Source organism: Buttiauxella sp., from assembly GCF_049686335.1.
GTDB lineage: Bacteria > Pseudomonadota > Gammaproteobacteria > Enterobacterales > Enterobacteriaceae > Buttiauxella.
Map to the genome: position 1 here is coordinate 19,719 of NZ_JBAVHX010000035.1, position 16,216 is coordinate 35,934.

11 protein-coding genes and 5 pseudogenes are annotated in these 16,216 nt (G+C 46.8%); 7 read left to right on the forward strand and 9 right to left on the reverse strand.

The features are described from left to right. The first annotated feature begins 95 nt into the window (after window positions 1-95). The 5 genes from WBL83_RS20810 to WBL83_RS20830 all read left to right on the forward strand — a co-directional run bounded on the left by WBL83_RS20810 (window position 96) and on the right by WBL83_RS20830 (window position 8,707). A complete protein-coding gene (locus WBL83_RS20810; protein WP_424590920.1) occupies window positions 96-2,132 on the forward strand; it encodes a hypothetical protein in 2,037 nt (678 codons plus the stop codon). Next, a complete protein-coding gene (locus WBL83_RS20815) occupies window positions 2,129-2,992 on the forward strand; it encodes an OmpA family protein (protein ID WP_424590921.1) in 864 nt (287 codons plus the stop codon). The genes WBL83_RS20810 and WBL83_RS20815 overlap by 4 nt, the downstream gene beginning before the upstream one ends. Next, window positions 2,989-4,317, forward strand: a complete 1,329-nt coding sequence (locus tag WBL83_RS20820; protein WP_424590922.1) for an EH signature domain-containing protein — start codon at window positions 2,989-2,991, stop codon at window positions 4,315-4,317. Before WBL83_RS20815 ends, WBL83_RS20820 begins: the two co-directional genes overlap by 4 nt. Beyond that, a complete protein-coding gene (locus WBL83_RS20825) occupies window positions 4,314-7,442 on the forward strand; it encodes a DEAD/DEAH box helicase (protein ID WP_424590923.1) in 3,129 nt (1,042 codons plus the stop codon). The genes WBL83_RS20820 and WBL83_RS20825 overlap by 4 nt, the downstream gene beginning before the upstream one ends. Window positions 7,443-7,747: 305 nt before the next feature. Then, window positions 7,748-8,707 (forward strand): 5'-nucleotidase, encoded by a 960-nt coding sequence (locus tag WBL83_RS20830; protein WP_424590924.1) that lies wholly within the window; start codon window positions 7,748-7,750, stop codon window positions 8,705-8,707. Between the two features lie 86 nt (window positions 8,708-8,793). On the opposite strand, the pseudogene WBL83_RS20835 reads toward WBL83_RS20830, so the two are convergent. Both WBL83_RS20835 and WBL83_RS20840 read right to left on the reverse strand, forming a co-directional pair. Then, window positions 8,794-9,933, reverse strand: a pseudogene (locus WBL83_RS20835) (tyrosine-type recombinase/integrase); the annotation flags it as partial. Between the two features lie 283 nt (window positions 9,934-10,216). After that, entirely contained in the window at window positions 10,217-11,014 is a 798-nt protein-coding gene (locus tag WBL83_RS20840) for a helix-turn-helix transcriptional regulator (RefSeq protein ID WP_424590925.1), read from the reverse strand. 233 nt (window positions 11,015-11,247) lie between these two features. Between WBL83_RS20840 and abiEi the strand changes: the two genes are divergently transcribed. Both abiEi and WBL83_RS20850 read left to right on the forward strand, forming a co-directional pair. Beyond that, window positions 11,248-11,781, forward strand: a complete 534-nt coding sequence (abiEi, locus tag WBL83_RS20845) for a type IV toxin-antitoxin system AbiEi family antitoxin (RefSeq protein WP_424590926.1) — start codon at window positions 11,248-11,250, stop codon at window positions 11,779-11,781. Next, on the forward strand, window positions 11,774-12,694 hold the full coding sequence (locus tag WBL83_RS20850; protein ID WP_424590927.1) for a nucleotidyl transferase AbiEii/AbiGii toxin family protein: 921 nt from the start codon (window positions 11,774-11,776) through the stop codon (window positions 12,692-12,694). The genes abiEi and WBL83_RS20850 overlap by 8 nt, the downstream gene beginning before the upstream one ends. Window positions 12,695-12,861: 167 nt before the next feature. Here the strand turns inward: WBL83_RS20850 and WBL83_RS20855 are convergent. From WBL83_RS20855 to WBL83_RS20885, 7 genes and pseudogenes are all read right to left on the reverse strand, one after another. Continuing rightward, a pseudogene (locus WBL83_RS20855) lies at window positions 12,862-13,259 on the reverse strand (DUF4942 domain-containing protein). A 140-nt stretch (window positions 13,260-13,399) separates the two neighbouring features. Further along, window positions 13,400-13,741: a hypothetical protein gene (locus WBL83_RS20860; protein WP_424590928.1), complete on the reverse strand. Its 342-nt coding sequence runs from the start codon at window positions 13,739-13,741 to the stop codon at window positions 13,400-13,402. A 139-nt stretch (window positions 13,742-13,880) separates the two neighbouring features. Then, window positions 13,881-14,153: pseudogene (locus WBL83_RS20865) on the reverse strand (TA system toxin CbtA family protein); the annotation flags it as partial. A gap of 17 nt (window positions 14,154-14,170) precedes the next feature. Further along, a complete protein-coding gene (locus tag WBL83_RS20870; RefSeq protein ID WP_424590929.1) occupies window positions 14,171-14,530 on the reverse strand; it encodes a type IV toxin-antitoxin system YeeU family antitoxin in 360 nt (119 codons plus the stop codon). Window positions 14,531-14,547: 17 nt separating this feature from the next. Then, window positions 14,548-15,010, reverse strand: a pseudogene (locus WBL83_RS20875) (JAB domain-containing protein). A gap of 36 nt (window positions 15,011-15,046) precedes the next feature. Further along, complete coding sequence (locus WBL83_RS20880) at window positions 15,047-15,361, reverse strand: DUF932 domain-containing protein (RefSeq protein ID WP_424590930.1); 315 nt, start codon at window positions 15,359-15,361, stop codon at window positions 15,047-15,049. Continuing rightward, window positions 15,261-16,131: pseudogene (locus tag WBL83_RS20885) on the reverse strand (DEAD/DEAH box helicase); the annotation flags it as partial. The gene WBL83_RS20880 and the pseudogene WBL83_RS20885, both read right to left, overlap by 101 nt. Window positions 16,132-16,216: the final 85 nt, after the last annotated feature.

The window sequence follows — 16,216 nt, forward strand, 5'->3', positions numbered from 1 at the left end:
CCCACAATGCTGAAGAATAGATAAGATTCAGGAAATCAATTAGAGTAATCTTATAAAGAAAATCTCCCCCCTCTCAGTGACTTATGGTGTAAAAAATGGACATCTTGCTGGCCCCCGGCGTCCTGGTGCGTAATGGTATTTTGTATGTTGCTTCAATATTGAAGAATGATGCGGCTCCCGGCTATGTGACTATCTTATTAGTGGCTGCACTTTGTATTACCGTTGTACGCTGGCGAAAACTGGTTAAACGCCGCCTTACTGCGCTTGACAGTATCCATTCCATTATTGCCAAAACCCCCGAAGATGAATTTAGCCTGCATGTTACCAATATCGATGCCGGTATCACCGACTTAAACGTGACCGAAGAACAGCAAAATGTAGCCGAGGCATGGAAGGAATATCGGGAAACCCATATTGTCGACGATCAGGACGGTACCCTTGTGGTGCGTAATGCCGTTCGCCCAAGTCAGTTTTTTAATTTGGATGATTTGCATTTCACACAGGGCTTCTGGCGCATCGTTCCGGGCTTGTTTGTGACTATTGGTCTGTCTCTGACCTTCCTCGGCTTGATTTCTGCGCTTAATTCGATGAGCACCTCGCTGGACGATGGCGGCAGCGCGGCATTAGAAGGTTTGCTCACCATCGCCTCAGCGAAGTTCATCATGTCGCTGACGGGGCTGTGCTGCTCAATAGTTTTTACCATAGGCTTGCGTAGCGGCACCTCACAGCTGGAAAAAAGGGTTCATAGCCTCAATAGTTTGATTGAAAAACGCCTGACATATATCAGTCTGGAAGATTTATCCATTCGTCAGCTAAAGGCGACGATTGAAAGTCGAGAACATTTCCGCAAGCTGGGACTTGAGATGGTGGCAGAAATTGGTCGCCCACTTCGCGAAGATCTGCCAAGAGCGATATCGGAATCCATCAGTTCAGCAATTACCCCCGTCATAGAACAAGTTAGCCGCTTAGGTAATGATGGTGTCGGCGAGATGGTACAAAGTCTCTCCTCGCGTTTTTCTGAAGATGTTGGCCGGGCCTTAACGCAAGCCAGTGAACGCATTTCGCTGGCAGGCGATCAAATCAAACTGCTTGCGGAAAGAATGGATCAAAGCTCAGGGAAAATGGGCAACGAAATGGAAAGCGCTATTGGGCGATTAGGTCAGGCGGTTGAAACGCTGCGGGAAGGCATGTCACAAACAGCGGAAACGGCAACGTCTGCATTCAATCAAGGTGCCGAAAATCTACTCGCAACCATGAACTCAACGCTACAAGGTATTAAAGACAATACGGGTGATGGCGCAAGAGCGATGGGCGAAGCGGCTGCAGATATGAAGGCCGCCGCTCTTGGGATCCGTACAGAACTGGAAACCGCAGCAAAACAGGGCGCAGAAGCCGCGCAAGCTCGCATGTCAGAGTCAGCTTCACAAGCGAGCGATGCCATCGGCCAGGCTGCGACACACATTCTGAGCGCATTTGGTAATACAGCCGGAGAAATTACCAAAGCGACAGAAACGATGACACAGAACGCCAGCAGCCAACTTCTTTCCCCTCTTTCCACCATTGCGGAAAAACTGGAAGGCGTCATGGGCATGCTTGACGAAACAAGTACCGCTTTACGTCGTGCTTCAGAGGGTATTAAAGAGGGAGCCATTGCTTCTGAAAATGCATCAGGTAGCTTCCGCTCGTCGGCTCAATCGCTTACTGACGCAGCCGACCCGATCCGCTCGACGATGGAACGTATTGAAATCAGCACGCGTCAACTACGTGAGAGCAGCGAGAATAGCCTTTCAGCTATTGCCACCGCAGCGAAAACGAATGCTGAGCAATCCGCTATGACACTTTCGGCAGCGCAAGAGACATTGGGTGGACAGCAGCGTGCGATTGAATCCACTCTGACGAACCTTCAGTCTCTGATTACTGTATTACGTGGTCAGGGCGAAAGGCTTGATAGCATTGATGAGAAGCTCGGCAAGGCGTTCGACTCTTATCAGGAGCAAGTTGCAACGTCTGTAGAAACACTTTTCGATCACGTTAAAACTATGCAGTCCGCGTTAATGCCAGCACTGGATACCATGCAGAGTATTGTCGACCAGGCTGAAAACTTTGCGCCTAAACAGGGACGCATGTCATGAGAGGGAACGCCAATCGTAAGCGTTCAAATGAAGAGGAAGAAGAATCCGTCTTTGTTTCAATGACGGACATGACGGTGAGCTTCCTTTTTATTGTTATGGTGTTGCTCGCATTCTTTGCCAGCCGGTATAACGATAAAAATACTGTTCCCCGCGACGAATATGAACAAGCGGTCCAATCACGCGATAAAACGATTGAAGATCTCCGCTCTGAAATAGCAATATTGAAGCGAGTCGATCCTTTGGAACAGTATATGTCTCGCGCAGCAACAGCTCGCCTTAACCTGCTTTATCAGCTACGCGATAATCTCAAACAGTCTTTCCCATTGTTGCCAGTTGATGTGATTCCTGAGGAAGGAACTCTGCGCTTCCAGGGCGAAGGGCTATTTATCAGCAATAGTTTTGCCTTAAGCGATGACAAGCGAAAGATTGTCGAAGCGCTGGCAAAAACCCTCGACTCACTCCTGCCCTGCTATACCTTCAACCAGAATGCGGGTTGGAATAAAAGCTGTAATCCTTCATTCGCCATCATTGAGGCGGTCCAGATTGAAGGCCATACTGACTCGAAAGGTGATGATGTTTATAACCTGAATCTTTCGACTAACCGTGCAATAACGACATTTACCAGCATGCTTGCGGCTGCACCGGATTTGGTCGCACATTTCAATATGCGGCATCAGCCGGTTCTTTCGGTTGCGGGGTACGGTAAAATGCGCCCTGTTCGCCCTAATGACTCACAACAGAATATGGCAATGAATCGCCGCATCGATCTTCGCATTATTATGCATACACCAGCCAATGCTGCGGAAATTGAAGACATTCGCCAGCGTCTGATTGAACCGTTGAAGAAGAGCATGCCATGAAATTGAGCGATATCTTTCTGAAGCCAGTCGCACTTTTCAAGCCAGCAATAGCAGTATCAAAAAGTTTATCGGTCAAGATTCAAGCCATTCATGAGCGCTGGCCAGACGTAGTCAGAGAGATTGCCGAACGCGATCGTGAAAAGGTTTTACGCAAGCTGCTCGGGTATGTAGAGAGCTGGCAATGGGATGAGGTGAAGATGTCATTCATCTGCTCCGGCGCACCTATTGTTTTTGATAAAGAATTCAGAGTTCAAGACGACTTTATCGCGCTGCAAGAGTTTTATCTGCGGGAAACCATTGTTACGGACTCACCATCCTTTATTTCAGCAATGATTTCGGCATACATCCGCAGTTACGAACCTGGTTCAGCGCACACAACCAAAATTAAAAACTGTCTTGATATCGCCAGCGAGCACATGAGCGATAAATGGAAAGATGTTATCGATCAATTGCCTGAATTCTTTGATGCTAAGCATGCGCATCAAGCGCTGGCAGAAAAAATGGTGATGATGGACTCACCGTGGAAAGAGCTCAAACAGTTTGGCATCACACGCCCGCACGAGCCGGGTTTAATGTCGCATGCTCATCTGGCTTATATCGCTTTGCTTAGGCCCGAATTATATGAAAAAGCAGCTATTGAGAAGCTGTTTGCCTGGTTGAAACCCGATGGCAAAAGTAACGCGTTGATGGATGGTGCTTCTGAGGCCATCAATGCGATGTTATCCCATTGGCTGTATAAGCAACCCGACGAAAAACTCTCACGTTTTCTGACTGAAACACTTGTAGCTTTTTACGAAGATCCACGTCTGAGTCGCGGTGGCGTATGGGGTAGCGTGGATGAAAAATGCCGTAATCTCATCATCAACTGGCTGACGCGTGAGAACATTTTGTTTTTCCTGGATGTGGTCTCAAAAGTGGAAGACAGCCATATGTGGGAACCACGACGTGAATTTTGGTTAGGGCTTTATAACCAAGGAAAAATCACAGCAGCGTGGGTGGCATTTAGCAGCATTGCTTCCCAAAAAGCAAAAGAAATGAAAGGTTCAATGAGGGACTCTTCAACGCTGAACTTCGGAATTCAAACGGCTCTTGGTAATCGTGATAAAACCTCATTGCTCATTTTACAAATTGGTAAATGCATCGTAATTGAAGGTTCACACAGTTATAAAGTTCATATTTTCCGAAGTGATAATAAACACAGCCCAGAACTGTACCAATTAAAATACAATTGCGAACAAATCCGTATGCTACCGAACCCAGTTGCTATTCCGCATTTGAGCGGCTGGCAGGATAAAGTGCGTGAACAAATTGAGTATCTGTCATGACATTTACCTTTAATCATAATGCAGAAACGATCACTCTGAATATCGTTGAAGAAAAACAGAGTTTAATCAACCGCCTGTTTAAACGGCAGCAATCCGCAACATTATCTGGTCTCACGCATAACGATCGCGCCTTAGCTTTCGCTATAGCTGATCTGAAAGCCCTGGCGGAAGAATTTGAAGAACATTTGCAAATAAGTCATGACTCTATACAAATGAGTCATCGGCTGGCTGGCCTGCTTGACTCACAAACAGCACAGAATCTGTGCTTACCTCCTCTTGTCGATCTGACATTAAAAACCGACATTGAAGGTTCATTAGGTAGCGATACTTTTCGTTTACAGTATGAATGGCTACGCAATGGTATTCGCCAAATACCACAACGAACAGGGGTAATTTTAGCCACATCTCAAGGGTTACGCCGGTTGCCATTATGGATGATGGAAGCCATTGAAGTCGCAGAAAAATTTACACCGGGTGGCGGTGAAGCTTCCGACTGGGAATCGCTCGCTCGCTTCCGACAGTCTCTTGACCCCGGCGTCCAGATGAGCAATGAGCTCAATGACGTTCGGATATCGATGACCGATTTCATGCAAGGTTTAGAAGTCCGGATTGCCGATCGTTTTTCTATTTCCACCAGCTCAAATGGCGCTGATGATTTCGAGATAGTCCCTTTCTCTGGCAGGAACATAGAAGTACTAGAAAATAACGGAGAAACTGTCAGCGAAGCTGCAGGTGAGTTAGGTGAACAAACTTTACGTCGTTTCCAGCAGCGCGTCAGAACTCAAGGGACTCTTTCAGCTTATCGTGTTGGTGAAGGTAATTATCTGGTCATTGACCGAAGCGCACGCCCTATTCTTGACATCATGGTACAGAAACAAAAGTCTGCTCCTGAAGAACGACGTGCTTTTATAGAAAACCCACGACCTGCAATTACCGATGCTGTTGAAAAATATCTGAGGCAATCAGGTAAGCTGGATGGGCTCGATGAGGTCGGCGAGGAAGAAGCCATTGAAGCCGCTGCAGGTCCCGCTTTTATTGAAACCGTTGAATATTCCGAACGCGTTAAGGGTATTTTGCTTTATCAAAAAGGGGCTGTTTCTGCTCACATGACCGGCAAAACGACCTGGTTACCAGAGGTAATCCCCGACGCCCTGGCCAAAATTATTGATGCGATGGATAGCCAGGCGCTGGCAAAAGTCTGCGAGCAAATACGTAATGCCATAGATGCATCGCAACAGGAAATTGAGGTCGGTTCTTATCCAATTAAAGCTACCGAAGACACGTTAGGCGCACTTGAAAAACGCCTGGCTGATCTTAAAGAGATGGAAGGCGCGACAGAAATAACAGAAAAAAAAGTTAAGCCCACAGTTGATAATCCACCTGCTGCTACGGTTATCCTGGATACCAAAGATAATTTTGAGGAAATATCCTGGAGGCCGGATCTTACAGAACGTCCTGTATTTATCGACGAGCACTTGCCGACAGGCGTTAAAACCGCATTGCGATCGCATCAACTAGAGAGCTTTAGCCTGCAACTTTCTTCTTGGAAGTCAGGAATGCCTGGCATCTTGAACGCAGATGAACAAGGATTGGGTAAGACGCTTCAAACAATTGCATTTCTTCGCTGGTTAAAAGAGAACAACCAAGTCAATACTGCCAGCAATAAAGAACGCGGACCGATATTAATTGTGGCACCCACATCCTTGCTGGAAAATTGGAATGCAGAGGTAGCACAGCATACCGATAGCGGAGGGCTCGGCCATTTGCTCCGCCTATATGGTTCATCATTAAGTCAGTATAAAAATTTCGATGCTAAAGGTATCGAGACGAAAGATGGTACTCCCTTATTAAATTTTCGGCAGCTTCACGAAGCTATTGAAGAGGGTAAAGGCCATCGTTTCTGGATATTAACAACTTATACAACGCTCACCAATTATCAGCATTCCCTCGCGAAAATTCATTTTTCAGCCGTTGTCTTTGATGAAATCCAGGCAATAAAAAATCCTGATTCGCTTCGCGCCCGTGCCGCTCGAGCCATCAATGCTGACTATCGAATTGGCCTTACAGGCACACCTATTGAGAATACAACAAGTGACTTATGGGCGGTCATGGATCAACTGGCTCCCGGGTCTCTGGATACCTTACGTAATTTCAACAGCCTTTACAGCGAACCTGATGAACTGAATATGCTTCAACTGTATCAGCAGGTTTTTGAACCCCGCAATCAGCTACCGCCTTTAGCGTTTCGTCGTTTAAAAGAAGATGTTGCGAAAGAGCTGCCCTCTAAAACACGTTTTCTGCATCCACGTTTAATGCCTGAAGGGCAGGCAATTGCCTACGAAACCGCCCGGCTCAAACTTTCGCAAGGTGGTCCTGGCGCAGCACTGAAAATGCTACAGCATATACGTGGAGTTTCAGTTCACCCGGCGATGGAGATGAGTGGGAACAATCAGAGTTTTATCGATGCTTCTGCTCGCCTGAATGCTTGCTTCAAAATTCTGCATCAGATTAAAGCAAAAGGCGAACGTGTCCTGGTTTTCATTGAGCATCGAAAGATGCAATTCCGTTTTATGGAGTTAGCACTACAAGAATTTGGCCTTGAGAAAATTGATCACATTAATGGCGATACACCTATCCAAAAACGTCAGGCTATTGTACGTCGATTCCAGTGTCATCTTGAACAGGATGGTGGCTTTGACTTATTAGTTCTTGGTCCCAAAGCTGCAGGAACAGGACTGACATTAACTGCCGCCACTCACGTTATTCACTTATCTCGTTGGTGGAATCCGGCTGTTGAAGAGCAATGTAATGATCGCGTTCACCGCATTGGACAAAAGTATCCCGTTCAAATCCATATGCCTATGGCCATCCATGCAGGTTATCAGGAGCATTCTTTTGACTGTTTGCTTCAAGGACTCATGTCACGAAAGAGAAACTTAGCGCGTGCTGCACTCTGGCCAATGGGCGACAGCGCAGGTGACATATCGCAACTACAAGCAGCCTTGAAAAAGGAACAAAATGAGGCAAATGGAGATGTTCTGGGAATTAGTATTCGAATGATGTTTGAAAGAGATGCGGAAGCTGATGGTGCAAAAATGAATGATGGCTCCTATCGGATAAGCTAATTTCTATAATTTGTTAAATCATAATAGAGGGTAACATGGATGAGTCACTATACCGGTGATTAACAAGCAGCACAGATGTTAAATTCCGCAAATGATTTAGGGGGCAACTCACTAACTAAAGCAGCGTTCTTCTAAGACTAAATTTCTCTGTTTTTTGCCCTATTCGGATACTTTTAATGGCTTACATCGATGAATTATTATTTTATAGTTCATTTGATTATCCAATAAATATGCAGAACTGCTTATCAACATTTAGCACGGGGCGAATAATTAATGACTCGATGTAACATCCAGCAGGAGTAAAAATGCCTCTAGACTTGAGTAACACGCTTGTAATTGGTATTAGTGCCACCGCTCTTTTTGATATGAGCGAGTCTGATCGGATATTTCGTGACATCTATGTGACCGATCCTGACAGCGCTATTGAAAAGTATCGAGCCTACATGCTGGAACACGAGAATCAACCTCTACAGCCTGGCACAGGCTATCCTTTAGTCAAAGCGCTTTTGGGTCTGAATCAATATCGTCAACCGGATGATAAATCATCTCTGGTTGAAGTCGTCGTTATGTCGCGCAACAGCCCCGACACGGGTATCCGAGTTCTGAATACAATTCGCCACGACAAGTTAGATATAACACGCTCTGCCTTCACAGCGGGTGAAACGGTAGCTGACTATCTTGACGCCTTCGATGTTGATCTGTTTTTAACAACTAGCGTAGATGATGCACAAAAAGTCATCGACTCTCGATTTTGTGCCGCTGCAATATTAAAAGACCCACCTTCAGGCTCTTCCGAAATTCCTGAAGGACAAGTTCGCATTGCTTTCGATGGTGATGCAGTCCTTTTCTCAGATGAAAGTGAGCTGGTATACAAAACTCAGGGTATGGCAGCTTTCCACGCACAAGAAGATGCCCAACAAGATATCCCAATGGCAGAAGGCCCCTACGCTACTCTGCTAAAAAAACTAGCAAAACTTCAAGACCGTCTACCTACTCGAATGGAATATTCTCCTGTGCGAATTGCTTTAGTTACCGCTAGAAACAGCCCTTCAGAAATGAGAGTAATTAAAACGCTCAGGAGTTGGGGTGTGTATGTTGACGAAGCTTTTTTCCTTGGCGGGGTTGAAAAAACTAAAGTACTTCAGGCCTTTAAACCTCATATTTTCTTTGACGATCAAGATATACATTTAAATGCTGCAGCGAAACTTGTCCCATCAGGGAAAGTGCCTTATGCCAGCAATTCAGAGCTATTTAACGCTTCATGATCGATTCACAATCCCGGGAACATATCATGGTTCCCGGTCGATATTATTTACAGTCAATTACTCCAGTTGTTACACTTCCTGTTTATTTCGGCCCACCACTGCAGCATTAGCCTGCGTTCATCCAAATGCTTCGCCTTATTAATGTAAGACGCCCGCACAGAGTTACGCTCCTGGTGACTCATCTGCATCTTTAGACCACATCCCAGACTCAATCAACTAACTGCATGCCATGGTTCTAAAACCGTGACCACAGACTTCCACCTTAGTGTCATAGCCCATAACCCGGAGTGCATGGTTAACCGTATTTTCACTCATCGGTTTACGAGGATCATGATCGCCTACGAAAGTTAGCTTGCGATTTCCGCTCATGTTTTTAATTTTATCCAGAATGGTCAGAGACTGGCGAGATAAAGGAACAAGATGAGGAGTCCGCATTTTCGATCCTCGATGTGAATGCTTCACACCTTCCAAAGGCACACGTTCTCCCGGAATCGTCCACATAGCGTTTTCAAAATCTACTTCTGACCAGCGAGCAAAACTAGTTTATTAGAGCGAATGAAGACCAATAACGTCAGCTCCACAGCTAAGCGTGTTAGTGGTCTGCCGGTATATGTGTCGATACGATGAAGTAGTTCATGAATGCGATTAAGTTCTAGTGCAGCACGATGTTGCCGTTTTGCTGTAGCGACAGCCCCTGCCATCTCCTGAGCTGGGTTGTAGTCAATCAAACCGCTTTGTACGGCATAGTGCATGATTGATGTCGTACGCTGCTAAAGACGAGAAGCGACTTCAAGACTCCCTGACCTCTCTACCGCTTTGATAGGTGCCAGCAAATCGCGAGTTTTAAGTTCGGTGATATTGTGTTTGCAAATAGCCGGGAAAAGAAAGTCTTCCAGGGTTTTCAAAACTCGGGAGCTATGATCTTTTGACCACTTCTTATTAGTCGCATGCCATTCTGTGGCAACCACTTCGAAGGTAAAGAGTTATTTAGCCAACTCTTCTTTTACTGCACGTTTTGTTCGCGGGGGTCAATGCCTGCCGCCACCAATTTCTGGCAGCTTCTCTTTTATGTCTGGCATCAGCCAGAGAGGTCTCTGGGTAATCACCAAAAGCCATCAGGTGTTGTTTACCGCCAAAACGGAAACGAAAGCGCCAGTATTTGGAGCCGTTAGGTGTATCAACAAAAATATGCCATCGCCGTCTACTAACGAGTATTCCTTCCATATACTGCCGTGGGTATATAAGCATTATCGGACCAGCATGTTGATGTGGGGTAACTCAGATTGACGTCGGTTGACTGAAAGGCGGGGCAAAGCCTTGCGGGGACTGGATTTTAGACATAAAAAAAGACCTTAGTTGAGGTCTATTTACATACTAATGGTGCGAAGGCCGAACCGCATTTTACGACATAACCTATTGAAATAAATAACATTACAAAGCAAGGTAACCGCCAGATATACTCACATATATACTCAATGCGATTCTCTGGAAAATCAGCTAACTCAATGATTACTCATCCTCTTCTTCTACTGGCTCCAGCGCGTCAAGTGCGACTCGCACCATGGCAATAGAACCTATACGGATAAAAGCATCTTCGCCATCCTCATCGGTTAGCATATAGCGCTCCGTTGATTCAGCATCGCTATCCAGCATTTCAAAGAACGCATTCAACTGACCGATTTCGCCCGTCTCTTCATTTGCTGCCACATCAGGCTCAACACTCAGCGGTATCTCTGACCCGCCGTTCGCCAACGTGATATGAACATCAAAATAATCGTCTTCGTAGCCATCATCCTCTTCGCTCACGATGGGTGCAAAGCCATCAGACAGGAACTGGTGAAATACCACCTCACGAATATTGAGTGCGTAACGATGTTCAGCGGAATCAAAAACGAAGAAACATTCTGTGTTTGGCGTGGTTTTCTCCTGAAAATAATAATAAAACCGCCGCTTATCCGCAGCCGAAATAGGTAACAACAAATAGTCCTGCTGCCCCTGCAGCCAAAGCTTTACGGTCCAAAGACCACTATCCATTTCAATGCCACTTGAGGCTATCGTCTCAAGATCTTCATCGGTTTTACTACGCTTACTACGGAAGTCGTTTATCAATCGATTGCTTTCCGGGAACACGACGTTTAAAGGTTTATCCAGGGCATTGCATATTGACTGTGCGAGACCCAGCTTTGCGGCAACCGCGCCTGTTTCGATACGTTGGATTTGCTGTTGACTGGTGCCGACCATAAACGCCAGCTCGCGTTGAGTGATCGACAACTGGGTACGAAGCTGTTTGATGTTGTTTTGCGGCATAGTGTCATCTTTCAAATCAGGTAGATAGCAATCATTAAAACACGTAAACGGGTATAAAACACATAAATGAGTTAATAAAAGAGTTAGAGAAAAAGATGCTAGTGATATCAAAGTTCACAAATCATATTTACACAAAAGACCCTATTTAAGGTCTTTTATGTTGACGTAAATGCTAAACTCACTATGTATACTGAAAAACCACTTAAAAGGGTCTTTTTTGTAGAGATAACAGCATGGATAAACTCACAGCGATTAACACTCTGGATAGGTACAGCTCGCAGGGACGGTATGTTTTTCATTTGAACGACTTCCGGAACATGTTTTCTGATGAATCTGAACGGGGGTTAAAATCATCCCTCAAACGTCTTTTGGATGCGAACATCCTCACTCGCGCAGCCCAGGGCGTATATGTCTACAACAGTGCGTCAAAAGACAGCTACATCCTTGAGCACATCGTGAAAACAATCCGCAGAGGCGAGTACAATTATGTCAGCCTTGAATCAGCACTCTCGCAGTATGGTGTGATCTCGCAGATCCCAATGGACAGGCTTACCGTAATGACCACCGGGAGAGCGGGTGAATTTAAGACGCCCTGGGGAGTGATTGAATTAACCCATACTGAAAGGTCCGTGAGCGACATTCTCAGCGGAACGGTGGAAACAAAGTCACCGATTAAATTTGCTAAAAAAGACACTGCGTTACGCGATCTCCGCCGTGTTGGTCGGAATACTCATTTAATTAATCCTCAGGAGCTGAATAATGTCTAAACAGGTGGAGTTTGATGCACTGGTTGAAGAAGCGATCCGCCAGGGAGGACTGGATAATTTACGCCCGGTAGTGGAAAAAGAACTGCTGCATTATGACATTCTGTTTTGCCTGTCAGAGGCAGGATTACTTAAATCGTTAACCTTTCAAGGGGGAACATCTTTACGATTATGCTATGGCTCTAGCCGATTCAGCGAAGATCTCGATTTCGCCGGAGGCCCTGATTTTTGCTCTGCCGACCTGGCGCAAATGAAAAGCTGTATTGAAGGCTACCTTGGAACACGATACGGGCTCGAAGTAACCGTTAAAGAACCAAAAGATTTACGCGAAGAGCCTGAATACGCGGAAGTGAAAGTTGATAAGTGGCAAATTTCAGTCACTACAGCACCTGAGCGCAAAGATATTCCCAGACAGCGTATCAAAATTGAAGTCGCCAACATTCCTGCTTATACCCATGCGTACCGACAGTTAGTTCGTAACTATACCGTATTACCTGATGGGTATAGCGATACGCTGGTAAGAGTGGAAACGCTTCAAGAGGTTATGGCCGATAAACTGGTATCTTTTCCAGCAACAACCAGCCATATCCGATTCCGTGATATGTGGGATCTAATTTGGTTAAAACAACAGGGTGCAAAAACTGACATCCATTTGATTAGCCAAAAGATCAATGATTACAGGATTGATAATTTCGAACAAAACCTTCAGGCCAGAATAGATTCGCTACCAGATATTATTGCTGAAGGTAAATTCCATGATGAAATGAAGCGCTTTATTCCCTCAGCCGTGTACGAAACAAGTCTGGGAAAAGAAGGCTTTTCTTCCTTTTTACTTGATAGCCTCAGGGAACTATTGACCCAACTAAAAAAAGGTCTATATACCGCAGGTGAAGAAAGTGTACCATTTAAGTTATAACTGACGATCGCCTGTATCTATCGAGTGATAGCGATATCCTTGCGTATCAGAGTGGCTGACCATGCGGTCCGAATCTACCTCGGCAAGACCAGCCAGGATACTCCTGTGGTGCAACTCTCGTTCTGCCAGAAAACGAAAATAGCAGTGCTTAATAAAAACATCACATCTCATTTCGCTGGCAACACTCCTGGATAGTGCTTCGCCACGATATCGTTCATCTTCTCCACCAGATCAGGCCGCTTAAACGTGATATGCCCACTCCCCTTCTGGAAATAACGAAGGGTGAAGAGGTCGTCCTCAAACACCTGCTCGCGCGGGTTATCACGGGCATCGCTTTGTCGACAGACTGAACCAGCCAGCAGTCAAACGAATGCCCCTGACGCATTGCCCAATGATCCGCTACGTCGCCACCAATGCCGGAAGTCAGTCGCGAGATAGCATTAAGCTGGCGGATCAGCACTTCAATCTGCTTCAGAGCAGCATCACGTCCCGTTACGATTCGTTCAATATTGGTCGAGCAAATCAACTCGGTGTGGTCGGTTAAGACTTCAGCTTCTGTTTGCATGATATTTTGTCCGTACCAAAGCAAAAGCGCCTGCCGGGAGTGGCAGGCGCATTATGAGGTGAATAATGAGTGTGTGAAGGTCAGAAAGGTAAATGGGGAAAGCGGTTCGCAGGAAATGATCCGGACTTATACTGATTTCATTACAGTTGCGAGTCACCTCCCTGAATCTGGAGCAATGTCAGATTGCCGACGAACACGGCACCGGTGTCGATATAATACTGATTGGCAAATTGCTGCGGTGTTTGCAGCGGTGTTTGCAGCGGCGTATGGCCGAAAATGAACTGGTCTGCGCCGCTGATTGCTTTAATCTGCCCATTAGATGACTCGACAATCCGATCCCGGCTCCAGAGGATCGCCTCTTCATTGACCGGTTTGCCGAAGATGTAGTGATTATCAGGATAATCAGCGTGGCAAATAACGAACCTATTACTCTGGATTGTCACTTCAATAACCAGTGGCAGTGCGGCGATCTGAGGCAACAATGCCCTGACCCGTTGCTCCTGGCCAGCCACCACCATTCATTTGCCAGTGCTTTGCACTGCCATCATGCAGCAGGCACTCCAGTAACATCAGTTCATGATTGCCAAGCACTGACAGAAACCACGGGCGGGTAAGTAGCGGAGTGAGGAACGGTTCCTGAGCGTCGACGGTGAAGCCATTCCTATCGATACGTACAAGCCCACAGCGATCCACAATGAAGTTCACCGCGTCCATCGGCGACCAAGAGCGCTCGATACGTTCCTGAATAACCGCATCGTCACAGAAGGGTGTGTCGTTCAGTGCAAGGCCGTAATGACGCTCCAGCAGATACGTCAGCAGCTTTTGCCGGGCTTCCAGTGGAGACAGGCGCGGGGAAGCCGCTGCAGGCGAAGACAGTGATAAGGCGTGTGGCATAGGGATTTCCTTGCATATCAGAGCAGGAGGGTTTTCGTTTGGCTTGATGGATAGATGGTGATATAGACGTAGTCGTAACTGCCGTTGGTGTCGGCATCACAGGTCAGACCGTTCAGCGAGACGCTAAACCGTTTTGCCTGACGAGGGTCCAGTTGACCACTTTTCAGTGCCGCCTCCATCTTCTTAACAAACCGTGGAAACGTGCGGTTCAGCGCCTGTAACTGCCCCCGCGTGAACTCGCCGTTAAAACATGCGCGATCAGAGAGATAGAGATAATGCAGCCGATAGCCTTGCTGGACTAACCGTGCACCAAACGATGGCGTGATATCGTCTCGCAGGCCCCACCAACACTGATCAGACGTAGTGTTCTTTTCCATGATGATTTCCTGTGTAGTTACAACCGGCCGTATTCCGCGAAAGAAATGGTATCGCCACCAGCAATAATGAAGTGATCCAGCACTCGTACATCCACCAGCGCCAGGGCTTTGATGACCTGGCTCATGAGGTGTTTGTCCTGCTGGCTGGCCTCTGCGGCTCCTGATGGATGGTTATGTGCCAGAATCACCGCTGCCGCGTTATAGATTTCACGATTTCGCGGGGATGAACTTCAACGTGATTAATAGTGCCAGGCGCAAGCGTTTCATATTCCAGCAGGTGATTCTGGTTATCGAGATAAAGCACCTTAAAAGCTTCTCGCTCCTGCTGTAGAGATTCAGCTGTAGCCACACTTTTGTGAACGTTGTGGCAAGAAACTGCTCACCTGGGTGACGCTGGTATTTTTCCAGCAGACGCATTGCCCGGCGAATAACGCGCTGCTCATTGGGTGGAAAGGCTGGGGTTAACATCAGTTCAGACATAGGGATCCTTAACAGCATGTGATTAAGATGAAAGGTTCATGAGACGTGTTGCAGCATGTTCTCTGCCAACACACACAGAGCGCGGTTCAGTTTGATATCGCCATCGATACCCTGATTGGCCCGGGTGTGACGGCGTTTGCCCTGTGCCGAACGAGCGTTTAGCCCGCCTTTTATCAGATTCTCCTGTACACGCTGGAAAGTGTTCCACAGATCGCTCTTCTCATCCTCCCAGCGCCGGGCACTCAGCACCTGCGTTTGAGTGATGGGGTGATGTTCTTCGCCATAGCGATACGTCAGCGCGGCACGGGCATAAGCATGTTGATTTTCCGGCGTGAGCGTAATGGTCTGCATCGCTTCTTTGCCCTGATCGATACGGTCGAACACATCGAGTATGCGCTTCATCGATGACAATAATATCCCACCAGGCGTTTTCAAGATGGTGGCGATATTATATGTCCTGTTTCAGGGTATCTATGGAGATAATGGTCTTATCGAAATAGTGGAATGGGTTGTGGTTGGTTGGGATGCGGTTACGCACCTTTTGTAAGCCAGAGGAGTCAAGCCGGGTCAACGGAATAGCAAAACGGCTCCAGAACTCTTTCTGGAATTGCGTAAGCATAGATTTAACCGCCAGAACCAGAATACGTTTTCCACGTCCACGACGAATCAGCTCTGAAACCAGAATCCCCGCTTCCAGCGTTTTACCCAGCCCTAACGCATCAGCAATTAATATCCGCTGGCGTGGCTGCGCCAGCGCCATACGCGTGGGATCAAGCTGAAATGGCATAGAATCCATCGCAGCCTGATGTCCAAAATGGACTTTGCTGTCAGTCGGTACGCGTTGGCGTAGTTGGCTCTCTATGTACAACTGAGCCGCCTGGTAATTGGCTGACTCATCTTCAACCAGATTTGTTTTTGCTGGATCGAGAATCTCGACTTTTTGTTCAAGCTTTGTTAGAAACAGCCCTTCTTTACCGCGTACCAGCTCCGAAATGCCATCACAGGTCAGCAGGCTACCACCATCTCCGCTGTCATCCGCCCGCCGAATGCGCCCGCCGAATGCGCCACTCTGCATCACGAATAACCAGCCGCTTACCCGGTGCATAATTTTGCTTATTCATCGGCTTTTCTGTCTGTATGAGGCAGTGGCCGTAACACTATCTCAGCGATCTGACGCTGCACACTGCGAAAACAAGAGGGGCTTAT